This is a genomic window from Blastococcus sp. HT6-4 (genome assembly GCF_039679125.1).
Classification (GTDB): domain Bacteria; phylum Actinomycetota; class Actinomycetes; order Mycobacteriales; family Geodermatophilaceae; genus Blastococcus; species Blastococcus montanus.
In genome coordinates, this window is the sequence record NZ_CP155551.1 from 1,117,701 (window position 1) to 1,139,543 (window position 21,843).

At 73.4% G+C, this 21,843-nt stretch carries 20 protein-coding genes and 1 tRNA gene; 10 read left to right on the top strand and 11 right to left on the bottom strand.

The window, feature by feature from the left end; all coding sequences use genetic code 11:
• Positions 1 to 59 precede the first annotated feature (59 nt).
• The gene (locus tag ABDB74_RS05535) at positions 60 to 1,550 is read right to left on the bottom strand and encodes a SulP family inorganic anion transporter (RefSeq protein WP_346622389.1); all 1,491 of its coding nucleotides are present in this window, start codon (positions 1,548 to 1,550) and stop codon (positions 60 to 62) included.
• 293 nt (positions 1,551 to 1,843) lie between these two features.
• Between ABDB74_RS05535 and pgi the strand changes: the two genes are divergently transcribed.
• A complete protein-coding gene (pgi, locus tag ABDB74_RS05540; protein ID WP_346622391.1) occupies positions 1,844 to 3,478 on the top strand; it encodes a glucose-6-phosphate isomerase in 1,635 nt (544 codons plus the stop codon).
• A 36-nt stretch (positions 3,479 to 3,514) separates the two neighbouring features.
• Here pgi and ABDB74_RS05545 read toward each other — a convergent pair whose 3' ends face one another.
• Together ABDB74_RS05545 and ABDB74_RS05550 are read right to left on the bottom strand one after the other, a co-directional pair.
• Positions 3,515 to 3,637: a hypothetical protein gene (locus tag ABDB74_RS05545; protein ID WP_346622393.1), complete on the bottom strand. Its 123-nt coding sequence runs from the start codon at positions 3,635 to 3,637 to the stop codon at positions 3,515 to 3,517.
• Between the two features lie 91 nt (positions 3,638 to 3,728).
• Positions 3,729 to 4,184 carry a hypothetical protein gene (locus ABDB74_RS05550; RefSeq protein WP_346622394.1) on the bottom strand — a complete coding sequence of 152 codons (456 nt, stop codon included), beginning with the start codon at positions 4,182 to 4,184 and terminating at the stop codon, positions 3,729 to 3,731.
• Between the two features lie 232 nt (positions 4,185 to 4,416).
• Here ABDB74_RS05550 and ABDB74_RS20665 point away from each other — a divergent pair, with 232 nt between their 5' ends.
• Together ABDB74_RS20665 and ABDB74_RS05555 are read left to right on the top strand one after the other, a co-directional pair.
• Complete coding sequence (locus tag ABDB74_RS20665; protein ID WP_407062152.1) at positions 4,417 to 4,866, top strand: hypothetical protein; 450 nt, start codon at positions 4,417 to 4,419, stop codon at positions 4,864 to 4,866.
• 77 nt (positions 4,867 to 4,943) lie between these two features.
• On the top strand, positions 4,944 to 5,576 hold the full coding sequence (locus tag ABDB74_RS05555; protein ID WP_346622396.1) for a DUF305 domain-containing protein: 633 nt from the start codon (positions 4,944 to 4,946) through the stop codon (positions 5,574 to 5,576).
• Between the two features lie 203 nt (positions 5,577 to 5,779).
• Here the strand turns inward: ABDB74_RS05555 and ABDB74_RS05560 are convergent.
• Positions 5,780 to 5,855, bottom strand: a tRNA-His gene (locus ABDB74_RS05560).
• 87 nt (positions 5,856 to 5,942) lie between these two features.
• Positions 5,943 to 6,590 carry an oligoribonuclease gene (gene orn, locus ABDB74_RS05565; RefSeq protein WP_346622398.1) on the bottom strand — a complete coding sequence of 216 codons (648 nt, stop codon included), beginning with the start codon at positions 6,588 to 6,590 and terminating at the stop codon, positions 5,943 to 5,945.
• 157 nt (positions 6,591 to 6,747) lie between these two features.
• On the opposite strand from orn, the gene ABDB74_RS05570 reads away from it, so the two are divergent.
• Positions 6,748 to 7,935, top strand: a complete 1,188-nt coding sequence (locus ABDB74_RS05570) for a hypothetical protein (RefSeq protein ID WP_346622399.1) — start codon at positions 6,748 to 6,750, stop codon at positions 7,933 to 7,935.
• A 153-nt stretch (positions 7,936 to 8,088) separates the two neighbouring features.
• Positions 8,089 to 9,855: a hypothetical protein gene (locus ABDB74_RS05575; RefSeq protein WP_346622401.1), complete on the top strand. Its 1,767-nt coding sequence runs from the start codon at positions 8,089 to 8,091 to the stop codon at positions 9,853 to 9,855.
• A gap of 13 nt (positions 9,856 to 9,868) precedes the next feature.
• Here the strand turns inward: ABDB74_RS05575 and ABDB74_RS05580 are convergent, their stop codons facing one another.
• On the bottom strand, positions 9,869 to 10,495 hold the full coding sequence (locus ABDB74_RS05580) for a TetR/AcrR family transcriptional regulator (protein ID WP_346622403.1): 627 nt from the start codon (positions 10,493 to 10,495) through the stop codon (positions 9,869 to 9,871).
• Positions 10,496 to 10,586: 91 nt separating this feature from the next.
• Between ABDB74_RS05580 and ABDB74_RS05585 the strand changes: the two genes are divergently transcribed.
• From ABDB74_RS05585 to ABDB74_RS05595, 3 genes are read left to right on the top strand one after another with little or no spacing between them, the layout of a single operon-like run.
• Entirely contained in the window at positions 10,587 to 12,200 is a 1,614-nt protein-coding gene (locus ABDB74_RS05585; protein WP_346622404.1) for a carboxyl transferase domain-containing protein, read from the top strand.
• Positions 12,201 to 12,211: 11 nt separating this feature from the next.
• Positions 12,212 to 14,215: a biotin carboxylase N-terminal domain-containing protein gene (locus ABDB74_RS05590; protein ID WP_346622406.1), complete on the top strand. Its 2,004-nt coding sequence runs from the start codon at positions 12,212 to 12,214 to the stop codon at positions 14,213 to 14,215.
• Positions 14,215 to 15,369 carry an acyl-CoA dehydrogenase family protein gene (locus ABDB74_RS05595; RefSeq protein WP_346622407.1) on the top strand — a complete coding sequence of 385 codons (1,155 nt, stop codon included), beginning with the start codon at positions 14,215 to 14,217 and terminating at the stop codon, positions 15,367 to 15,369. The genes ABDB74_RS05590 and ABDB74_RS05595 overlap by 1 nt, the downstream gene beginning before the upstream one ends.
• A 34-nt stretch (positions 15,370 to 15,403) precedes the next feature.
• Here the strand turns inward: ABDB74_RS05595 and ABDB74_RS05600 are convergent, their stop codons facing one another.
• A complete protein-coding gene (locus tag ABDB74_RS05600; RefSeq protein ID WP_346622408.1) occupies positions 15,404 to 17,092 on the bottom strand; it encodes a DUF885 domain-containing protein in 1,689 nt (562 codons plus the stop codon).
• A gap of 45 nt (positions 17,093 to 17,137) precedes the next feature.
• Positions 17,138 to 18,151 (bottom strand): NADPH:quinone reductase, encoded by a 1,014-nt coding sequence (locus tag ABDB74_RS05605; protein ID WP_346622409.1) that lies wholly within the window; start codon positions 18,149 to 18,151, stop codon positions 17,138 to 17,140.
• Between the two features lie 126 nt (positions 18,152 to 18,277).
• On the opposite strand from ABDB74_RS05605, the gene ABDB74_RS05610 reads away from it, so the two are divergent.
• Positions 18,278 to 18,562: a DUF1905 domain-containing protein gene (locus tag ABDB74_RS05610; protein ID WP_346622410.1), complete on the top strand. Its 285-nt coding sequence runs from the start codon at positions 18,278 to 18,280 to the stop codon at positions 18,560 to 18,562.
• Between the two features lie 5 nt (positions 18,563 to 18,567).
• Here the strand turns inward: ABDB74_RS05610 and ABDB74_RS05615 are convergent, their stop codons facing one another.
• Positions 18,568 to 18,984: a hypothetical protein gene (locus tag ABDB74_RS05615; RefSeq protein ID WP_346622411.1), complete on the bottom strand. Its 417-nt coding sequence runs from the start codon at positions 18,982 to 18,984 to the stop codon at positions 18,568 to 18,570.
• Positions 18,985 to 19,176: 192 nt separating this feature from the next.
• Between ABDB74_RS05615 and ABDB74_RS05620 the strand changes: the two genes are divergently transcribed.
• A complete protein-coding gene (locus ABDB74_RS05620; protein WP_346622413.1) occupies positions 19,177 to 21,087 on the top strand; it encodes a glycosyl hydrolase family 28-related protein in 1,911 nt (636 codons plus the stop codon).
• Here the strand turns inward: ABDB74_RS05620 and ABDB74_RS05625 are convergent.
• Positions 21,072 to 21,311 (bottom strand): metallophosphoesterase, encoded by a 240-nt coding sequence (locus ABDB74_RS05625; protein WP_346622414.1) that lies wholly within the window; start codon positions 21,309 to 21,311, stop codon positions 21,072 to 21,074. The two genes, ABDB74_RS05620 and ABDB74_RS05625, sit on opposite strands and share 16 nt — an antisense overlap.
• A gap of 59 nt (positions 21,312 to 21,370) precedes the next feature.
• A complete protein-coding gene (locus ABDB74_RS05630; protein ID WP_346622416.1) occupies positions 21,371 to 21,814 on the bottom strand; it encodes a hypothetical protein in 444 nt (147 codons plus the stop codon).
• Positions 21,815 to 21,843: the final 29 nt, after the last annotated feature.

Below are 21,843 nucleotides of genomic sequence, written 5' to 3' on the forward strand. Positions count from 1 at the left end.
TTCATAGGGCATCCCTCGTCCGGCGTCTGCTCGGCCGGTTCCCGCCAGCGGTGCCGGCATCAGTGCGCACCGGCGAGCTGGCCGGTGTGCCGGTCGAAGCGCGCGGCCGAGTGGCCCTGCAGCCCGATGATCTCGACGGTCTTGCCACGCTTCTCGTACTTGTGCGTGACGGCGTCGAGCGCGGCGACGGTGGAGGCGTCCCAGACGTGGGCGTTCGACAGGTCGATGACCACGTTCTGCGGGTCGTCGTTGTAGTCGAACTGGTAGATGAGGTCGTTGCTGGAGGCGAAGAACAGGGCACCGTGCACCGAGTACACGCGGGTGTCGCCGTCGGGGTCGCCGACGCTGGTGACCTCGACGAGGTGGGCGACCCGGCGGGCGAAGAGCACGCAGGCGACCAGGACGCCGACGCCGACGCCGATCGCCAGGTTGTGGGTGATCAGCGTGCCGGCGACGGTCGTGAGCATCACCGTCGTCTCGCTGCGCGGCATGCGGTGGATGGACTTCAGGCTGTGCCAGTCGAAGGTGGCGATCGACACGAAGATCATCACCGCGACGAGGGCGGCCATCGGGATGATCGCGACGACGTCGCCCAGCGCCACCACCAGGACCAGCAGCAGGGCGCCGGCGAGGAAGGTCGACAGCCGGGTGCGGGCGCCGGACTTCACGTTGATCATCGTCTGGCCGATCATGGCGCAGCCGCCCATGCCGCCGAAGAAGCCGGACGCCACGTTGGCCACACCCTGGCCCCACGACTCGCGGGTCTTGTCCGAGTGGGTGTCGGTGAGGTCGTCGACCAGCTTCGCCGTCATCAGCGACTCCATGAGGCCGACGAAGGCGACCCCGAGTGCGTAGGGCGCGATGATCGTCAGCGTCTGCCAGGTCGGCGGGATCTCGGGGAGGCCGAAGAACGGCAGGCTGTCGGGCAGCTCGCCCTGGTCACCCACGTCCGGCACGGTGAAACCCGCGGCCACGGTCAGCCCGGTGAGCACGATGATCGAGACGAGCGGCGCGGGGATCGCCGCGGTCAGGCGCGGCAGGCCGAAGATGATCGCCAGCCCGGCGGCGACCATCGGGTAGACCAGCCACGGCACGTCGGTCAGGTACGGCAGCTGCGCGGTGAAGATCAGGATGGCCAGCGCGTTGACGAAGCCGACCATGACGCTGCGCGGGATGAACCGCATCAGCCGGGCGAACCCCGACAGGCCCAGCAGCACCTGGAACACGCCACCGAGGATCACCGCCGCGAGCAGGTACTCCAGGCCGTACTCCCGCGCCAGCGGTGCGACGACCAGCGCGATCGCCCCCGTGGCGGCGGTGATCATCGCCGGCCGGCCACCGGTGAAGGCGATGACGACGGCCATGACGAACGAGGAGAACAGGCCGACGCGCGGGTCGACCCCGGCGATGATCGAGAAGCTGATCGCCTCGGGGATCAGGGCGAGCGCCACGACGAGGCCGGCGAGGATCTCGGTGCGGGCGACCTTCGGCGACAGCCAGTCGGGACGGCGCACCCGCGGTGTGGGAAGGGCAGGGAGGACTGAAGACATGGGTCCATCTCGTTCGATGCACCGTCACCGGCGCGGGCGGGCAGCACCGCAGGCGGTGCCGAGTCGGGGTGGGTGCGACGGTGCACCCGGGAGAGCGACGCTCGAGCCCGGAGCAGAGATGTCGGTCGGGATCACCGGCTGCGATCATCGGTGCGCCCGGGCGGCGTCGCTGGCGTCAGGGTCAGTCTGCCGGGAACTCGTCCCTCACGTCAGTGTTGACCGATGAGCCGTTCGTCACGTTCGCGGCACGCCGGTGACCGCGTCAGCACAGCCCCACCTCGGAACGGAGCAGCATGGACATCACCGCAACAGCAGAGTGGCGCGCGCTCGAGGAGCATCGCCGCGACCTCGAGGGCACCCATCTGCGGGACCTCTTCGCCGGCGACCCCGACCGCGGCCGGCGGATGACCGGTCGCGCCGGTGATCTGTACGTCGACTGGTCCAAGCACCGTGCGACCGACGAGACCCTGCGCCTGCTGGTCGCGCTCGCCGAGCGGGCGGGGGTCCGCGAACGCATCACGGCGATGTTCCGCGGTGAGCACATCAACACCACCGAGGACCGCGCCGTGCTGCACGTCGCGCTGCGCATGCCGCCGGACCAGGAGCTCCTGGTCGACGGCCAGCGCGTCGTGCGGGACGTGCACGAGGTGCTCGGCCGGATGCGCGCTTTCGCCGACAGCGTGCGGTCGGGGGAGTGGCGCGGGCACACCGGCCGGCCGATCCGGGCCGTGGTCAACATCGGGATCGGCGGCTCCGACCTCGGCCCGGCGATGGCGTGGACGGCGCTGCGGGACCACGCCGACCGCGGCCTGACCACCCGGTTCGTCTCCAACATCGACCCGACCGACATCGCCGAGGCGACGCGCGACCTCGACCCGGCCGAGACGCTGTTCGTGGTCAGCTCGAAGACGTTCACGACGCTGGAGACCCTGACCAACGCCACCGTCGCCCGCGACTGGCTGCTGCGCGGGCTGGGCGCCGACGAGGCCGCCGTGGCGAAGCACTTCGTGGCCGTCTCGACCAACACGGCGGCCGTCCAGGAGTTCGGTGTCGACCCGCAGAACATGTTCGAGTTCTGGGACTGGGTGGGCGGCCGGTACTCCTTCACGTCCGCGATCGGGCTCTCGCTGATGCTCGCGATCGGCCCCGACGCCTACGACGAGATGCTCGCCGGCTTCCACGCCGTCGACGAGCACTTCCGCACCGCCCCGCTCGAGGCCAACGTGCCGGTCCTGATGGGGCTGCTCAACGTCTGGTACCGCGACTTCTTCGATGCCCAGACGCACGCCGTCCTGCCCTACAGCCAGTACCTGTCCCGGTTCCCGGCCTACCTCCAGCAGCTGACCATGGAGAGCAACGGGAAGTCCGTCCGCGCCGACGGGCAGCCGGTCGCCGCCGCCACCGGCGAGGTCTACTGGGGAGAGCCGGGGACGAACGGGCAGCACGCCTTCCACCAGCTCCTGCACCAGGGGACGACGCTGGTCCCCGCCGACTTCATCGGCTTCGGCGAGCCGAACCACGACATCGGCGAGATGCACGACCTGCTGATGGCCAACATGTTCGCCCAGGCGGCGGTCCTCGCCTTCGGCCGTACCGCCGAGGAGGTCGCGGCCGACGGGACGCCGGAGTCGCTGGTGCCGCACAAGGTGATGCCCGGCAACCGGCCGAGCTCGGTGATCCTCGCCCCGCGGCTGACCCCGTCGACGCTGGGTCAGCTGGTGGCGCTCTACGAGCACGTGGTCTTCACCCAGGGTGCGATCTGGCAGATCGACTCCTTCGACCAGTGGGGGGTGGAGCTGGGGAAGGTGATGGCCCGTGAGCTGGCGCCGGCGCTGACCGGCCGGGAGCCGGAGGCGCTGGACCAGGACGCCTCCACGACCGCCCTGGTGGCGCACTACCGGCAGCTGCGGGGCCGGGCCGTCGGCTGAGCGGCCAGGACGCGATGCCGACCGGGGAGGCCGCCGTCACCGGACCTCCCCGGTCGGCGCCGCGCGGAGGCCGACGACCGGCACCGGGAGGCGCACGCCCGGCGGACGGCGGATCAGCCACCCGGCGACGCCCAGGTCGATCAGCCGGCCGGCGCCCATGACCAGGGCCTCGGCGGTCGGCCCAGACTCGCCGGCGACCAGGAACGTGCTCCCGATGGCGCCGCCCGGGTCGCGCTGCCGCCGGGCGTGCTCAGGCCCGCGCCCCGGCGTCCGCGTCGGCGGCGAGGTGGGTGACCGGGATGTCGCAGCTCTTGCGCAGGCGCGCCGGCAGATCACGACGCAGCCACGCGGACAGCCCCCGCGGCAGGGTGGAGACGATGATCTCGTCGGCCGGGAAGTGACCGAGGGTGGCCCGGACCGCCACGAGGGCGTCGGCGTCGCCGACCTCGCCGTCGACCTCCGCGCCGAGGGCGCGCAGCTGGTCCAGTGCCCGGTCGAGACGCTGCCGGGCCAGCGCGTAGGCGCGGTCGGCCGCGGAGGGCCCGAGGTCCGCGTACGCGCTCGGGCCGTCGACCTCGTCCCGCTCCGGCGTGGCCGGGGCGACGACGTGGAACTCGTGCGGTCCGGCGGTGATCCGGTCCTGGACGGCCCGCCGGAGCGCGTCGGTGGTCAAGGTCTGGTTGGCGACGATCAGGCAGCGGCTCATGGCCTGTGCTCCCGTTCGGTAAATCCCCCACGGACGGGACGAGTGTGCTGCGCGTCGCCGCTCAGGTCCATCCGGTGCCGTCGCGAGCCACGCTCTGCGTCCGCCACCCCCGGGGGCCGGCGGTGCCGACCGACGGCGCCGGCATCGGAGTCGGCGTCCCGGCCAGGGGCCGAGCGCCTTCCCGGATGCGCCGGACAGGCCGTCGTACGGTCGTACGGGGGAGGTGGTCCTGATGGCACGGCTCTGGGCGGCGCTGCTGCTGTTGGCCGCTGTCTTCGCCATGCACGGGGTCCAATGCGTGGCCACGGGGTGGACCCTGGAGCACGGGTCCCCGTCGTTCGGCCCGGCTGCCTCGGTCGGTGCATCCGCATCGTCCGCCCATGTCGGTGCCGTCGGCGATGCGATGCCCGACCACGGGCACGTTCCTGACACACACGGGGCAGGAGACGCAGGTGCTACCGGGTCCAGCGGCCTGCCCGCCCCGTGGCACGACGCCCACGTCCTGGCTGTGTGCCTCGCGGTTCTGCTCGCGGGGCTGACGTCCCTCGGGGCCCTGGTGCTCCGCCGAGGCCTGGCGGTCCCGCTCGTCCGCGGCTCGCCCACGCCTTGCCGCTGGCCCCGCGGGTGGTCGCGGCAGCCTCGACCACCCGCTCTCTCCGCTCTCTGTCTCCTGCGGATCTAGGCCGGCGCTGCACCCCGAGAGCTCCGCTGTTCCGGGGTCCGCACGCATGCCTACATCCCTCAGACAGGAGACCCAGCGTGACCCGCACCAGCACTCGCCTCGTCCGCCTCACCGGTGGGCTGATGGCCGCCGTCGTCGTCCTCGCCGGCTGTTCGGACACCGCGGAGACCTCCGCCACCGGCAGCACCGCGACCGACGGCAGCTCCGCCGATCAGAGCGCGGAGTTCAACGACGCCGATGTCGCGTTCGCCCAGGAGATGATCCCGCACCACGAGGGCGCGCTCATGATGTCCGCGGTCGCCATCGACCGCGCCTCCGATCCCCGGGTCGTGGACCTGGCCGAGCGGATCGAAGCAGGCCAGGATCCGGAGATCGACCTCATGACCGGCTGGCTCGAGGAGTGGGGCCAGCCGCTCGAGGAGTCCGGCCACATGGGCGGCATGGACCACGGGTCAGGGGACACGGGTGGCATGGGCATGGACGGTGGCATGAGCATGGACATGGAAGACATGCCGGCGACCGGTCGGGACTTCGACCGCATGTGGCTCGACGCCATGATCGAGCACCACGAGGGCGCCGTCGAGATGGCGCAGACCGAGATCGAGGACGGCCGGAACCCCGGGGCCGTCGACCTCGCTCGCTCGATCAGCGAGATCCAGAAGCAGGAGATCGAGGAGATGCGGCAGCTGCTCACCGAGCTGGGTGACTGATCCGTGCCCGGTGGGGCGCGGTGCCGTCCGGGCACCGCGCCCCACCGGGCGCCCCAGGCCCGGCGGGCAGGCCGGGGCGGGCGCGCACCGCCGGGCGAGTCGTGACCGCCCTGCCGCGGGAGGTGCACCGGCGTGATCTCGCCCCGGCGCGGGCCGGGAACGGGGGAGGCCCTGGACGGCGAACCGACCAGGGCCTCCCTGCATGGGGTGAGTGACGGGACTTGAACCCGCGACACCCAGGATCACAACCTGGTGCTCTACCAGCTGAGCTACACCCACCGTGCCTCCGCCCGGACGCAGGCGCCCGGAGGGAACGGGGCAACGATACCGGAGGCCGCCGGACGGCCCGCCGGGGGAGTCCGGAGGTCAGACCGTGTCGGCGTCCCCGGCCGACAGCAGGCCGGCGAAGGACCCCACCACCTGGTCGGCGGCCTTCTTCGCCTGGTCGCTGCTCGGCCCGGGGGCGGCGACGAACAGCGTGCGCCGGTAGTACGCCAGCTCCCGCACCGACTCGATGATGTCGGCCAGCGCCCGGTGCGCCAGCCCCTTCGGCGGCTGCGCGTAGTACACGCGGGGGAACCAGCGGCGGGCCAGCTCCTTGACCGAGGAGACGTCGACCATCCGGTAGTGCAGGTGGTCGTCGAGCTCCGGCATGTCGCGGGCGAGGAAGCCCCGGTCGGTGCCGATCGAGTTGCCGCACAGCGGGGCGGTGCGGCGCTCGGGCACGAAGCGCTTCACGTAGGCGAGGATCTGCTGCTCGGCCTCGGCCACGGTGAGCGTCGCCGCCCGGACGGCGTCGGTGAGCCCCGACTTGGCGTGCATGTCGGCGACGAACTCCGTCATGCCGTCGAGGTCGGCGTCGTCCGCGGAGATGATCAGGTCCAGCCCCGGGTCGAGCACGTTCAACTCGGAGTCGGTGACCAGCACCGCGACCTCGATGAGCCTGTCCTTCGTGAGGTCCAGCCCGGTCATCTCGCAGTCGATCCAGACCAGGTGTCCCGTGCTCTCCGCCACGTCGGCCGACAGTACGCACCAGGTGTCCCGGGCGCCCCGAAGGCCCCGCGTGTCCAGGCCCGGCGCACCGGGCACGGCGGCGCGGTCCGATTGCGTCGGAATCGGCGCGGGTCACGGCTAGGGTCGCCCGAACGTCCCACGTCAGGAAGCCTTGCCCGTGTCTTCTGCTCCCGCACCCGCCGCCGCGACCCCCGTGCCGGCGGCCCCGGGCACGCTCGGCGCCGGCCTGCGCCACCCGGTGGCCCTGGTGAGGTGGCTGTGGGCCGCCTACATGACCCCGGGCCGGCCCGGTCGCGGCACCACGCAGACCGAGCTGCGCTGGATCTACACCGCCTGGCTGGCGGCCTTCCTGCTGAAGATGCTCGGCTCGTCCTGGGACGTCTCCTGGCACTTCAAGTGGCTGCGCGACGACCTCGCGCCCCCGCACCTGCTCAACACCGTGGGCACCGCCGCCGTCGTCGTCCTGGTGCTGTTCCACAGCTACAGCGGCTACGGCGTCGACCGCCGCGCGCTGCGGCTGATGCAGGCCGGGATCGGCCTGTTCCTCGTCGCCGTCCCGATCGACATCGTGAACCACCGGCTCAACGGCCTGGACATCACCAGCTGGAGCCCCAGCCACGCGCTGCTCTACATCGGGACGGCGATCATGCTGGCCGGGGCGCTGCGGGGCTGGTGGCTCCACGCCGCACCCGGCCGGGTCCGCGACCTCGTCTCCCTCGGCCTGTGGTTGTTCTTCGTCGAGAACGCGCTCTTCCCCAACCAGCACCAGGAGTACGGCGTCCTGTCGCTGGAGGCCTACGAGGCCGGGCGGACGACGGCGGAGCCGCAGCTGCTGGACTTCGCGGCCTCGCAGGGCCAGACCCCGACGATGTTCATGCTGCCGGTGCCGCCGTGGGTGCACCCGGCCTGGATGATCTGCGCCGGCCTGCTCTCGCTCGTGGTGGCCCGCAAGATGGTGGGTCTGCGCTGGACCGCCACGGTGATCACCGTCGTCTACCTGGGTTACCGGGGCGTCATGTGGCTGGGCCTGGTGGCCACCGGGTTCCCGCCGTCGGTGCTGCCGGTGGTCCTCCTGGTCGGCGCCGTGCTGGTCGACGTCGCCGTCACCCGGCGCATCCCCGGCTGGGCCGCGGCGTGGGGCGTCGTCGCCGGCGTCTACGGGGTGGCCTTCCCGCTGGAGCTCCTCGGCCTGCTGCCGCCGTGGAGCTGGTGGTCGGCGCTGCCGGTGGCCATCGGCTTCGCCGCGCTCTGGGCCGCCGTCGACGCGCTCGAGCGCAGCTCGCTGCTGGCCCGCTGGCGGTCCGCGGAGGAGTCGGCAGGGGTCCCGGAGCCGGCCGCCGTCTGACCCGCCGCCCCGGCGCGGACGGGCCGGGGCGACCCGTGTCGATGACGTAGCGTCGGAAGAGCGTCACGGGGGCCTGGCGCCCCACCGGTGTCCCGGGCCACGTCCGGACGGACGCCGGCCCTGACCGCAGATCCGATCCGCCCGGAGGACGACGTGCTTGCCCTGACCCCGGCGCCGCTGCAGACGGCGGGGGAGCGTGCCCTCTTCGGCGAGCTCGCCCGGTGGGGCACCGGCGCCTCGGTCCGTGCCGCCGTCGTGGCCTCCCTGCCGCTGATCGACGGCCCGCTGGGCCGCCGTCAGTCCGACGCGGTGCTGCTCGTGCCCGAGGGCATCGCCGTGATCCGGATCGCCGAGGTGCAGCGCCAGTCCGGCGTCGTGACCGCCACGCCGGAAGGGCCCTGGACCATCGCCGCCGAGGGCGGCCCGAGCCAGGTGCTGCAGCTCGCCGGTGGCGGCTCGACCCCGCTCGACGGGCTGATGCGGGCCGGCATGGACGTCGCGGTCAGGCTGCGGCGCGCCGGCCTGGAACCCGGCCGGATCGCCCGCCTCACGGTCCTCGTCGGCGAGGTCACCGGCCTGGTGCCCGCCGACGGCGACCTGGGCGAGGGGGACCAGGTGGCCACCCTGGATCCGCGGTCGCTGCTGCTCGGCATCGCCCGGGCCTCCCGGCACGCAGGCGTCGACAACCCACGGCTGTGGACCACCGCGGACGTCCGGGCGGCACTCGAGGCGCTCGAGCTGCCCGGCCGCGGGCCCACGGTCGAGGAGTTCAACGGGGAGGCGTTCCCGTACTCGCCGTACGTGCTGCGCCGTCCGCAGCTGATCACCCCCGCCGCGATGGCCGCCTCCCCGGCGCCGCGCCCGCAGTCGGCGCCGGATGCGCGGGCCGGCGAGGCGCCCGGGGATCACTCCGGGGACCCGCTCAGCGCCACCGCGGTGGCCCGGGCGGTGGCGGCCTCCGTGGCCTCGGCGCACGCGGCCGCCGTGGCCGCCGCCGCGCCCGCCGGGCCGAGGCCGGACCTGACCGTGCAGCGCGACACCGTCGAGGTGGACGGACCCCGGGCGGGGCCCGGTGACGAGGGGATCGGGGGGCTGTTCGCCCGGTCCGGCGAGGATGCCGCCCCCGGACCTGCTGCCGGTCGGCCGGCCCCGGAGCCGCCCCGGCCGCCCCGCACCGCCGTCCTTCCCGCGGTCCAGCCCGCTGCCCAGCCCGCCGAGGAGCCGCCGGCGCGGCCGCCGCTGTCCCCGGCCTGGGGAGCCACGGCGTCGGGGCGGGGCGACGAGCGGCCCGACGGCGGGAGGCGCCGCTGGCCGGCGCCGCTGGTCGCGGCGCTGGTGGCGCTGGTCCTGGTCTGCGGCGTCGGCGTCTGGCTGCTGACCGGCGGTGGCACGACCACCGACGGCGGGGGCGGCGCGGCCGAGGTCCCGGGCACGGCGGCTCCCGGCCCGGCGGTGGGCGAGGTCGTGACCGTCGACGGCACGGGCTACACCGCCGAGGCGGTGCAGGTCGACGACACGTGCGCCGGACACGCCTACGGGGAGGTGGCGGGCTTCCTGGCCGCCACCGACTGCACCGGCCTGTCGCGGGCGCTGTACTCCGCGACGGTCGACGGCGCGCCCGTCGTCGTCTCGGTGTCGCGGGTGACGATGCCCGGCACCGCCATCGCCCGGGACCTGCGCGCGCTCGCCGACACCGACGGCAGCGGCAACGTCAGCGACCTGCTGCGCGAGGGGGTCACCTACGACGGCGGGCCCGCGCGGCTCTCGTCGGCCCAGTACGCCAGTGCGGTCTCCGGCCCGAGCGTGACGATCGTGGAGAGCTCATGGGCCGATCCCGCCGCAGCGGGCACCCCGGCGGCGCTGGACAAGGTCGCCTCCGACGGCCTGTCCCTCCCCGTGCCGCCCCTCCCCGGGAGCTGATCCGCGGCGCCGCTCAGCCGGTCGCGGCGGCCCAGGCCATCCGCCGGAGCAGCTCACCGGTCGCGGCGCGGCCCAGCCGGCCGGCGCTGTGCGGCGTCGAGTTGATCAGGCCGAAGACGGCGTGCGCGCGCGTCCGGCAGGCGCTCGGCTCGTCACCGGGGTGCAGCCGCGCGAGCACCGCCACCCACTCCTCGACGTAGCGCCGCTGCAGCCGGCGGACCCGTGCGGCGTCCGCCTCGGGCAGCGACGGCAGGTCGCGGTCGTGGACGACGATCAGCGCCGGGTTGTCCAGGGCGAACTCCACCTGGAAGTCGATCAGGGCCCGCAGCTGGGCCACGGGCTCCGGGCCCGCCGCGGCGATCCGTTCGCGGGCGCCGTCGGCCAGCCGCTGGCTGATGCGCACGAGCATCTCGGCGAGCATGGCGTCCTTGCTCGCGAAGTGCCGGTAGATGGCCGGCCCGGTGACGCCGACGGCGGCGCCGACGTCGTCGACCCCCACCGCGCGGGCGCCGCGCTCCGCGAACAGCTGCGCGGCCGCCTGCAGGATCTGCTCCCGGCGGGAGGGGCGCCCGGTGTCGGCGATCAGGGCCGTGTCCCGTGCGTCCGCACCGGGGACCGCCCGCGAGCCGGCCGACGTCATGCGACCGATGCTAGCCCCGGGGTGAACGGTCGTTCACCTCAGGACGCCGATGGGTGGACCAGAAGTGTGAACGCCGGTTAACCTCCTCGACGTGGATGCACCGGCGCTTCCCCGAGCTTCCGTGGCCGACCCCGGGGCGGCCGCCCGCAACGCCGCCGCGCACGCCGGCCTGGTCGCCGACCTGCACGGCCAGCTGCGGCGGGTGGCCCTCGGCGGGGGTGAGCGCGCCCGGGCCCGGCACACCGACCGCGGCAAGCTGCTGCCCCGCGAGCGGGTCGACGCGCTCCTCGACCCGGGCAGCCCGTTCCTGGAGCTCTCGCCGCTGGCCGCGCACGGCCTCTACGACGGCGAGGCGCCGGCCGCGGGGATCATCACCGGCATCGGGCGGGTCGCCGGGCGGGAGTGCGTCGTCGTCGCCAACGACGCCACCGTCAAGGGCGGCACGTACTACCCGATGACGGTGAAGAAGCACCTGCGCGCCCAGGAGGTGGCGCTGCACAACCGGCTGCCCTGCATCTACCTGGTCGACTCCGGGGGCGCCTTCCTGCCGATGCAGGACGAGGTCTTCCCCGACCGCGAGCACTTCGGCCGGATCTTCTACAACCAGGCCAACCTCTCCAAGGCCGGGATCGCGCAGATCGCCGCAGTCCTCGGCTCGTGCACCGCCGGCGGCGCCTACGTCCCGGCCATGAGCGACGAGGCGGTCATCGTGCGCGAGCAGGGCACGATCTTCCTGGGCGGCCCCCCGCTGGTGAAGGCGGCGACCGGTGAGGTGGTCACCGCCGAGGACCTCGGCGGGGGAGACCTGCACAGCCGGGTCAGCGGCGTCACCGACCACCTGGCCGACGACGACGCGCACGCGCTGCAGATCGTGCGGCAGATCGTGGGCACCCTCGGCCCGCGGGATCCCCGGCCGTGGGACGTCGAGCCGGTCGAGGAGCCGCTGCACCCGCCGGAGTCGCTCTACGAGGTCGTGCCGCCGGATCCGCGCACGCCCTACGACGTCCGCGACGTGATCGCCCGGCTGGTCGACGGCAGCCGGTTCGCCGAGTTCAAGCCGCTGTACGGGCAGACGCTGGTGACCGGCTTCGCCCGGCTGCACGGGCACCCGGTCGGGATCGTGGCCAACAACGGCGTGCTGTTCGCCGAGTCCGCGCTCAAGGGCGCCCACTTCATCGAGCTCTGCGACCGGCGGAAGATCCCGCTGCTGTTCCTGCAGAACATCACCGGGTTCATGGTGGGGCGCGACTACGAGGCCGGCGGCATCGCCAAGCACGGCGCCAAGATGGTCACCGCCGTCGCCTGCGCCCGGGTACCGAAGCTCACCGTCGTCATCGGTGGCTCCTTCGGCGCGGGCAACTACTCGATGTGCGGCCGGGCGTACTCGCCCCGGTTCCTGTTCACGTGGCCGAACGCCCGCATCTCGGTGATGGGCGGGGAGCAGGCGGCCTCGGTGCTGGCGACCGTCCGCCGGGACGGGATCGAGGCCCGCGGCGAGGAGTGGCCGGCGGACGAGGAAGAGGCGTTCAAGGAGCCCATCCGCGAGCAGTACGAGGCCCAGGGGCACCCGTACTACGCCACCGCCCGCCTCTGGGACGACGGCGTGATCGACCCCGCCCGGACCCGCACCGTTCTCGGCCTGGCTCTCTCCGCCTGTGCCAACGCCCCGTTGGAGGACGTCGGCTACGGCGTCTTCCGGATGTAGAGGCCGCTCCCATGTTCGACACCGTCCTGGTCGCCAACCGCGGCGAGATCGCCGTCCGCGTGATCCGCACCCTGCGGGAGATGGGCATCCGCTCGGTCGCCGTGTTCAGCGACGCCGACGCCGGTGCGCTGCACACCCGGCTGGCCGACGTCGCCGTCCGCCTCGGGCCGGCCCCGGCCGCGCAGAGCTACCTGTCGATCGAGCGGGTGCTCGCGGCGGCGGGGAGCACCGGCGCCCAGGCGATCCACCCCGGGTACGGCTTCCTGTCCGAGAACGTCGAGTTCGCCCGGGCCTGCGAGCAGGCGGGGATCGTCTTCATCGGCCCGCCCGTCGCGGCGCTCGAGGCGATGGGCGACAAGATCCGCGCCAAGCAGACGGTCGTGGCCGCGGGCGTGCCCGTGGTCCCCGGCCGGTCCGAGCCCGGCATGACCGACGCAGAGGTCGCCGACGCGGCGGTGGCGGCCGGCTTCCCCGTGCTGCTCAAGCCGAGCGCGGGCGGCGGCGGCAAGGGCATGCGGGTGGTGCGCACCAAGGACGAGCTGCCCGACGCGATCGCCGGCGCCCGGCGCGAGGCGCGCGGCTCCTTCGGTGACGACACGCTGCTGGTCGAGCGGTACGTGGGCAACTCGCGGCACATCGAGGTGCAGGTGCTCGGTGACTCGCACGGCACCGTCATCCACCTCGGTGAGCGGGAGTGCAGCCTGCAGCGCCGGCACCAGAAGGTGATCGAGGAGGCGCCGTCGCCGCTGCTCGACACGTCGATGCGGGCGGCGATGGGCGGGGCGGCGGTCGAGGCGGCCAAGGCGGTCGGCTACACCGGCGCGGGAACGGTCGAGTTCATCGTCGACGCCGACCGGCCGCGCGACTTCTTCTTCCTGGAGATGAACACCCGGCTGCAGGTCGAGCACCCCGTCACCGAGTGCGTCACCGGCCTGGACCTGGTCGAGCAGCAGATCCGCATCGCCGCCGGTGAGCGGTTGCCGATCGGCCAGAGCGACGTCTCGCTCGACGGGCACGCGATCGAGGCGCGGCTCTACGCCGAGGACCCGGCCCGGGGCTTCCTGCCGCAGGCGGGCACCGTGCTCGGCCTCGCCGAGCCCTCCGGCCCCGGCGTCCGGATGGACAGCTCGTTGGCGGTCGGCTCCGTCGTCGGCACCGACTACGACCCGATGCTCGCCAAGGTCATCGCCTGGGCGCCGGACCGGGAGACCGCCCGGGCACGCCTGGTCGGCGCCCTCGGGGAGACCGCGGTCCTCGGCGTGACCACGAACGCGGCGTTCCTGCGGGCGCTGCTCACCGACGACGACGTCGTCGCCGGGCGGCTGGACACCGGGCTCATCGAGCGCCGCGGCGAGGACCTCACGGCCGTCGCGGAGCCGTCGGCGCACGTCTACGCCGCCGCAGCGCTCGCGCTGCTCGTCGAGTCCGAGCCCGCGGGACCGCTCGTGGACCGCTGGTCGGTGCCCGACGGCTGGCGGCTGGGTGAGCCGGCCTGGACGATGCGGAAGCTGCAGGCTCCCGGCGCCGACCCGGTGACCGTGCGGGTCCGCGGCCGGTCGGGGAGCGCCGAGGTGGCCGTGGGCGACGCGGAGCCGGCTTCCGCCCGGGCGGTGCGCGACGGCGACCGGCTGACGGTGACGGTCGACGGTCGGACGTCGTCCTACGCGCTGGTGCACCACGGCGGCACGGTGTGGCTGGCCGCGGGCGGGCGGGTGACCGCGTTGCGCGAGCACGAGCGGCTGGCGTCGTCGTCCGGGAAGGCCGCGGGCGACGGCGTCGTGACCTCGCCGATGCCCGGCACCGTGACGGTGGTGCAGGCGTCGGTGGGCGACGAGGTGGAGGCGGGAACCCCGCTGCTCGTCGTCGAGGCGATGAAGATGGAGCACGTGCTCACCGCCCCCATCGCGGGGACGGTGACCGAGCTCGGTGTGACGGCGGGCCGGACGGTCGCGCTGGACGAGCGGGTGGCCCTGGTGACCCCGGTGGCGGCCGCGCCTGAGCAGCAGGAGAACTGATGTTGGACTACCGGCTCAGCGACGAGACCGAGGCCCTGCGGACGACCGTCCGGGAGTTCGCCCGCGAGGTGATCGCCCCGCAGATCGGGGAGTTCTACGAGCGGGACGAGTTCCCGACCGGGATCGTGCGGCAGATGGGGGAGCTGGGCCTGTTCGGCCTGCCGTTCCCCGAGGAGTACGGCGGCTCGGGCGGCACGTACTTCGACCTCTGCGTGGCCCTGGAGGAGCTGGCCCGGGTCGACTCGTCGATGGCCATCACCGTCGAGGCCGGCGTCTCCCTGGGCGCCATGCCGATCTACCGGTTCGGCACCGAGGAGCAGAAGCAGGAGTGGCTGCCCCGGCTGTGCGCCGGTGAGGCGCTCGGCGCCTTCGGCCTGACCGAGCCCGGCGGCGGTTCGGACGCCGGGGCGACGCGGACGACCGCCCGGCTCGAGGACGGGCACTGGCTGATCAACGGCTCCAAGGCATTCATCACCAACTCCGGCACCGACCTGACGTCGCTGGTCACGGTGACCGCGGTGACCGGCACGAAGCCCGACGGCAAGAAGGAGATCTCGGCGATCATCGTGCCCTCGGGCACGCCCGGGTTCACCGTCGGGCAGCGGTACTCGAAGGTCGGCTGGAACGCCTCCGACACCCGTGAGCTCTTCTTCGACGACTGCCGGGTGCCCGAGGAGAACCTCGTCGGGCAGCGCGGCCGCGGGTACGCGCAGTTCCTCTCGATCCTCGACGAGGGCCGGATCGCGATCTCGGCGCTCTCGGTGGGGCTCGCCCAGGGGTGCGTGGACGAATCGGTGAAGTACGCCGGTGAGCGCGAGGCGTTCGGGCAGGCGATCGGGAAGAACCAGGCCGTCCAGTTCATGATCGCCGACATGGAGGTCCGGGCCTCGACCGCGCGGCTGGCCTACTACCGGGCGGCGGAGAAGATGCTGCGCGGGGAGCCGTTCAAGCGCGAGGCGTCGATCGCCAAGCTCTACAGCTCCGAGGTCGCCATGGACAACGCCCGCTACGCCGCCCAGGTGCACGGCGGCTACGGGTTCATGAACGAGTTCCCGGTGGGCCGGTTCTACCGCGACGCGAAGATCCTGGAGATCGGCGAGGGCACCAGCGAGGTGCAGCGGATGCTCATCGCCCGGGACCTCGGCGTCGGCTGACGCCCACCCTCCGTCGCCGGCGGCTGGACCGCACTCACAGGCGGGCGAGCTCCGCGGCCAGCGGGTCCAGGCCCAGCTGGCCCAGCTCGAGCACCTGGCGGTGCCACTGCTTGAGGTCGAACGCGTCCCCGGCTCGCTTCCGGGCCTCCTCGCGGCAGGTGAGCAGGACCCGCTCCCCGACCTTGTAGACCGCCGCCTGGCCGGGCCAGCCGAGGTAGCGGTGCAGCTCGTCGACCCGTATCGCGTCGTCGATGCTCACGTGCGCGCGGAGGAAGGCGAGGGCGACGTCGTAGTCCCACCGGGTGCCCGCGGCGGCGCCGGCGGGGATGGGCAGGTCCAGGTGCAGCCCGATGTCGAGGACCACCCGCGCCGCCCGCAGCTCCTGGGCGTCGAGCATGCCCAGCCGGTCGCCGGGATCGGCCAGGAACCCGAGCTCGCCCATCAGCCGCTCGGCGTACAGCGCCCAGCCCTCGGCGCTGCCCGGGCACCAGCACAGCAACCGCTGCCAGCGGTTGAAGCGGGCCGCGTCGTGGATGGTCTGGCCGATCTGCAGGTGGTGGCCGGGGACTCCTTCGTGGAACACCGTCGTGGTCTCGCGCCAGGTCGTCATGTCGGTGACGCCCTCGGGCAGCGACCACCACATGCGGCCGGGCCGGCTGAAGTCCTCGGTCGGGGCGCTGTAGTACACGCCTTCCCCCGACGTCGGGGTGAGCCGCCCCTCGATCCGGCGGACGGGTTCGGGGATGTCGAAGTGCACGCCGTCGAGCGCGGCGACCGCCCGGTCGGCCGTCTCCTGCAGCCACTCCTGCAGGGCGTCGCGGCCGCGGATGATCCGGGCCGGGTCGGCGTCGAGCACGGCCATGGCACCGGCCACCCCCTGGCCCGGCGCGATCTCCTCGGCGAGCTGCTCCTTCTCCGCGACGATCCGCGCGAGTTCGGCCCAGCCCCAGTCGTAGGTCTCGTCGAGGTCCAGCCGCGCGCCGGTGTGGAAACGCGACTCCAGGAGGTACCGGTCGCGGCCGACGCCGTCGGCCTCTGGTGCCAGCGGCAGCAGCACGCGCTCGAGGTGCCCGGCGAACCCGTGCAGGGAGCCGGAGGCCCGCTCCGCGGCGTCGGCCAGGTCGCGGCCCAGCGGGCTCCGGGCCGGGACGGAGGCTTCCTGGACGAGGCGGGTGAAGAAGCCCGGGGCCTCCGGGGTGCCGGCCCACTGCCGGGCCCGCTGGGCGGCGAGCTGCACCTGGCGGGCGGCCGACACGTGGCCCCGGTCGGCGGCGTCGTCCAGGCCGCGCGCGTAGCGCAGCAGGGCGGCGGGCATGGCCGCCAGCCGGACGGCGACCGTCGTCCAGTCCTCCTCGCTCTCGGTCGGCATCAGGTCGAACGCCTCGCGGAAGTCCTGCAGCGGGCTGTTGATCGTGTTGAGGTCGGCCTGGGCGTAGCCGGCGTCGTACCGGTCGAGCTCGGCGCCGATCCGCTCCAGCATGGCGCTGCGCGCCACCTCGTCGCGCCGGTCGGCCGGCTCGACCGCCTCGACCTGGGCCCGCGTCCGGCGCAGCAGGTCCGCGTGGGCCTCGTGCCCGTCGGTGCTCAGGTCGGGCCACCGGTCCTCGTGCCCGCGAACGCCGATGTAGGTGGCCACGGTCGGCTTCGAGGCGGCGTAGCTCTCGACGAACCCGTCGGCGAGCCGGTCGAGCGAGGACTGCGGACGCGCGGGGAAGTCGGTCACCGGGTCACGCTATCCGGCGGAACAGCACCGTCCGTCCGACGACGCTCAGCGGGTGACGTCGATCAGCACCTTCCCGACGGCGCCGTCCTTCACCGCCTGGTGCGCCTGCGCGGTCTCGGCCAGGCCGAACACGTGCAGGGGCAGGCCGGCGTCCTCGCCGACGCGGATCGCGCCGTCGGCGACGGCGGTGGTGACGTCCTCGATGCCGAGCACCTTGGACCGCTCGGGCTCGGTGTAGACGAGCACGAACTGCCAGCGGGCGTTGGGCCCCATCTGCGCGCGCACCGGAACGGTCACCTCCGCGCCGCCGTCGTCGGCGTACATGGCGACCGCTCCGTGCATGCCGATCACCTGGGCGTCGACCCCGGCGTTGACCGCGGCGGACACCTCGACGATCGCGTCCACGCCCTTCGGTGCGACCTTGCGGACCTCGGCGACGACGTCCTGCTCCTTGTAGTTCACGACGTGGTCGGCCCCGGCGGCCGCGGCGAGCTGCGCCTTCTGCGGGCTGCTGATCGTGGCGATCACCGTGGCGTCGGACCAGCGCGCCAGCTGGATCGCGGCATTGCCGACCGCCCCCGCCCCGCCCTGCACCAGCACGGTGGAGCCGGTGAGCGAGCCGGGCCCCAGCCGGTCGGGCAGCGACTCGGCGACGGTCAGGCAGCGGTGCGCGGTGAGGAACGGGATGCCCAGCGCCGCCCCGAGCTCGAAGGACGGGTCGGCGCCGAGCAGGACGACGTGCCGGGCGGGGACGACGGTGAACTCGGCGGCGGTGCCCCACGGCCGCTGCCAGGCGGCCTCCCAGATCCACACCCGCTGCCCGAGCATCGCCGGGTCCACGCCCTGGCCGACGGCGTCGACCGTGCCGGAGCCGTCCTGGTTCGGCACCTGGCCGTCCGGGCCGGGCTGGGCCGTGCTGCGGGACTTCCAGTCGGTGGGGTTCACGCCGGAGAAAGCCACGCGCACGCGCACCTCGCCGGGACCGGGCTCCGGGACGGGGCGGTCGGTCAGCTGCAGGACGTCGGGACCGCCGGGGGAGGTGTAGGTGATGGCTCGCACCGTCGCTCGCTACCCGCACCCGGCGAAGGCACACCGCGCCATGGCTTCCGTGCGGCCAGTGGCACGATCTGCGAACCACGTGCCGAGGCGCGATGAGTTCCGCGGGCCGGGTCGGTCCACTCTGCCGTGACCACACCAGCGCAGCCCCTCGACCTGACCTTCACCGCGCCGATCGAGAAGGACGGCGCGTTCGCCACCTTCGTCACCGTCCCCGGTTCCGCCGACGTGCTGGGTACGCGCCGGGCGGTGAAGGTGACCGGGACGATCGACGGGCACGAGTTCGCCGCCACCCTCATGCCGTCGGGCGAGGGCCCGCACTGGCTGCCGCTGCGGGCCGCGCTGTGCAAGGCGACCGGCAAGTCCCGCGCCGGTGAGCAGGTCACGGTGGCCCTCCGGCAGCGATTGAGCTGAGCGGTTCAGCCGGCGGGCATGTCCTCGTCCGTCGGCCACTCGGGCACCGGGAGGCCGGAGAGGACGAGCAGTCGCTCGACGGTGTGCTCGACGACCTCGTCGGTGGGCGGTGCCCCGTCGGGCGAGGCCATGAGCCGCCGCACCTCCGTCGGCTCGATCTCGGTGCCGACGGCGTCACGCACCCACCGGGCGAAGCCCGCGGCCTCGGCGTCGGTGTCGACCGGCGCCGAGGCGTCGGGCTCGTCGAAGTAGACGCGGGGCTCGTGACCGAGGAAGAAGCGGCCCCCGGTCGCGTCGGCCGCGCGGTAGTCCACGGTTGCGATGTCGCTGTCGTGCACGTCGACCATCAGGAACGGGACCGCGGTCGGCCGTCCCGTGCGCCAGCGTCCCTCGCTGTAGACGAGCGTCCCGAAGTACCCCATGGGCCGAGGCTAACGAGATCCCGGACCGTCCGGGCGCACCGCTCCACCAGGGCGGTCCGGCGTTCGACGGGGCCCGCAGGCGGTGCGTGCCGGCGGCCACCTGGCTTCTTGACAGTCCGTCGCCGGCTCCTACGCTGCACGTGACGGTGACCCGGCTCACAGCAGGGTCGATCCCCGACGACGAGGATCTCCATGACGACATCCCCTGCCCGGCTCCCGCGTTCCCGCCCCCCGTTCCGCCGCCTCGGGGGTGCACTGGCCGTGGCCGTCGCCCTCCTGGTCGCGCCGGCGACCGCGGGCGTGGCCACCGCCGCGCCCCCGCCCACGACGAGCGCGATCTCCCCCGACCTGGGCCCGAACGTGACCGTCTTCGACCCGAGCATGCCGGTGAGCGAGATCCAGGCGGTCCTCGACACGACGTGGGAGCGGCAGCGGGACAACGAGATGGGCTCCGAGCGGTACGCCTACCTCTTCCTGCCGGGGGTGTACGGCACCGCGACGGAGCCGTTGCAGATCAAGGTCGGCTACTACACCGAGATCACCGGCCTGGGGGAGCAGCCGACCGACGTCGTCATCAACGGCAAGGTCGAGGTCTACAACCGCTGCCTGGACGACGGCGGCACCAGCAACTGCATCGCGCTGAACAACTTCTGGCGCACGGTGTCGAACCTGACCATCGCCGTGAACGGCACCGGTCAGGACGGGTGCCGCGCGACGGCCAACTTCTGGGCCGTGTCCCAGGCGGTCTCCATGCGCCGGGTGGGCATCACCGGCGCGAACCTGTCCCTGATGGACTACTGCACCGCCGGACCGCAGTACGCCAGCGGCGGGTTCATCGCCGACTCGGACCTGCCGTTCGTCATCAACGGGTCCCAGCAGCAGTGGCTGACCCGCAACAGCGTCGTCGCCGGCTGGTCCAACGGAGTCTGGAACCAGGTCTTCTCCGGCGTCGTCGGTGCGCCGGACGACGCGACGTTCCCCGACCCGCCGTACACGACCCTCGAGACGACCCCGGTGAGCCGGGAGAAGCCGTACCTGTTCGTCGACGACGACGGCCGCTACGGCGTCCGGGTGCCGTCGGCCCGGACGGGATCGGCCGGCACCACCTGGGCCGACGGGGCGACGCCGGGTCGGACGATCCCGCTCACCGAGTTCTTCGTCGCGACGCCGGCGAGCTCGGTGCAGGAGATCAACAACCAGCTGGCCCGCGGCAAGCACCTGCTCCTGACGCCGGGCGTCTACGACATCGAGAAGAGCATCGCGGTGAAGCGGGCCGGCACCGTCGTCCTCGGCCTCGGGCAGGCCACCCTGACCGCGGTCGGTGGCGCGACGCCGCTGACGATCGCCGACGTCCCCGGGGCCGTCGTTGCCGGGGTGACCGTCGACGCCGGGACGGAGGAGTCACCGGTGCTGCTGCAGGTGGGCAAGCCCCACGGCAACGGCGGGAAGTCCGACCCGGCGAACCCGACGACGCTGTCGGACGTCTACTTCCGCGTCGGCGGGCCGCACATCGGCAAGGCCGACATCGCGCTCCAGGTCAACAGCGACGACGTCCTCATCGACCACACCTGGGTGTGGCGCGCCGACCACGGCGTCGAGGACTTCACCGAGGGCTACCTCGGTGACACCGACCGCTGGCAGATCAACACCGGCCGCAACGGCGCCGTCATCAACGGGGACCGGGTCACCGCGACCGGCCTGTTCGTCGAGCACTTCCAGGAGCACAACACCATCTGGAACGGCGAGGACGGGACCGTCGTGCTGTACCAGAACGAGCTGCCCTACGACCCGCCGTCGCAGGCCGACTGGCAGGAGCCGGACGGCACGCTCGGCTGGGCGGGCTACAAGGTCGGGGACGACGTGCAGCGGCACCGGCTGTACGGCGGCGGGGTGTACGGCTACCAGCGCAACGCCGCTCCCGGGATCACCACGGAGCACGGGTTCGAGGTGCCCGAGACGCCGGGCGTGCAGCTGCACCACGTCATGACCGTGCACCTCGACGGCGTCGGCGTGATCGAGCACGTGGTCAACGACGTCGGTGGCCGGTCGGACAGCAGCACCCAGGGGCAGCCGCAGTACGTCGTCCGCTACCCGGCGCCGTGACGCACGGCTGACCCCGGTGGGCCGGAGCGGGACACCGCTCCGGCCCACCGGGATCCCGTCGTGCGGCGGACCGGGATCCGTCGGGTCTCCCGCGGCTGCGCCGCGCCGGACAGCAGGTCGCCCAGGTCGACGACGACGTCGACGGACTGGCCGGCGAGGTCGGCCAGCACCGCGTCGAGCGCGAGCAGATTGCCGTGGACGTCGGAGATGGCCGCGATCCGCACCGGCGGAACCTATCGGCGGACGTCCGACGTCGCAGTGGAGTTGGGAGCTCTCCGGCGGGTCAGTCCATGCGCCAGGTCATCAGCGCCGACGCCGTCGGTGTGAAGAACCAGGCCAGCAGGGCGACGCAGACGAGCGTGACCACGACGCAGGCGACCGCGACCGGTCGGGGCGCCCGGCGGGCCACGGGCAGGGTGTGCCACTCCTGCACGGCCGCTGCCGCGCTGATCCCTCCGACGGCGAGCAGCACGATCGGGGTCAGCGACAGGGAGAGGAGACCGCCCAGCTGCGCGAGGCCGCCGAGGGTTCCCTGCGGCCACAGGTCCTTGGGGTCGTGGGCGCCGCTCGCCACCTCGGCCAGTGGCAGCGCGTCGAGGTCGTTGACGTAGTAGGGGATCAGCACGCCGGCCAGGTAGGGCGCCACCGCGACCACGACGCACGCGGCCAGGACGACGACCGACCGCCAGGACCTCGGTGGTGCGTCGACCGTTCGCAGGAGCGCCACGGGCGGCAGAGTGCCAGGCGTGAACGGAG

Excerpts from the sequence above, each read along its gene's own strand:
- ABDB74_RS05595 (WP_346622407.1), top strand. The coding sequence starts at position 14,215 with ATGTTGGACTACCGGCTCAGCGACGAGACCGAGGCCCTGCGGACGACC.
- ABDB74_RS05620 (WP_346622413.1), top strand. The coding sequence starts at position 19,177 with ATGACGACATCCCCTGCCCGGCTCCCGCGTTCCCGCCCCCCGTTCCGC.
- ABDB74_RS05535 (WP_346622389.1), bottom strand. The coding sequence starts at position 1,550 with ATGTCTTCAGTCCTCCCTGCCCTTCCCACACCGCGGGTGCGCCGTCCC.
- ABDB74_RS05590 (WP_346622406.1), top strand. The coding sequence starts at position 12,212 with ATGTTCGACACCGTCCTGGTCGCCAACCGCGGCGAGATCGCCGTCCGC.
- ABDB74_RS05545 (WP_346622393.1), bottom strand. The coding sequence starts at position 3,637 with ATGGGCGCCGGCCGGCTGATCGACCTGGGCGTCGCCGGGTGGCTGATC.
- ABDB74_RS20665 (WP_407062152.1), top strand. The coding sequence starts at position 4,417 with ATGGCACGGCTCTGGGCGGCGCTGCTGCTGTTGGCCGCTGTCTTCGCC.
- ABDB74_RS05580 (WP_346622403.1), bottom strand. The coding sequence starts at position 10,495 with ATGACGTCGGCCGGCTCGCGGGCGGTCCCCGGTGCGGACGCACGGGAC.
- ABDB74_RS05615 (WP_346622411.1), bottom strand. The coding sequence starts at position 18,984 with ATGGGGTACTTCGGGACGCTCGTCTACAGCGAGGGACGCTGGCGCACG.
- ABDB74_RS05550 (WP_346622394.1), bottom strand. The coding sequence starts at position 4,184 with ATGAGCCGCTGCCTGATCGTCGCCAACCAGACCTTGACCACCGACGCG.
- pgi (WP_346622391.1), top strand. The coding sequence starts at position 1,844 with ATGGACATCACCGCAACAGCAGAGTGGCGCGCGCTCGAGGAGCATCGC.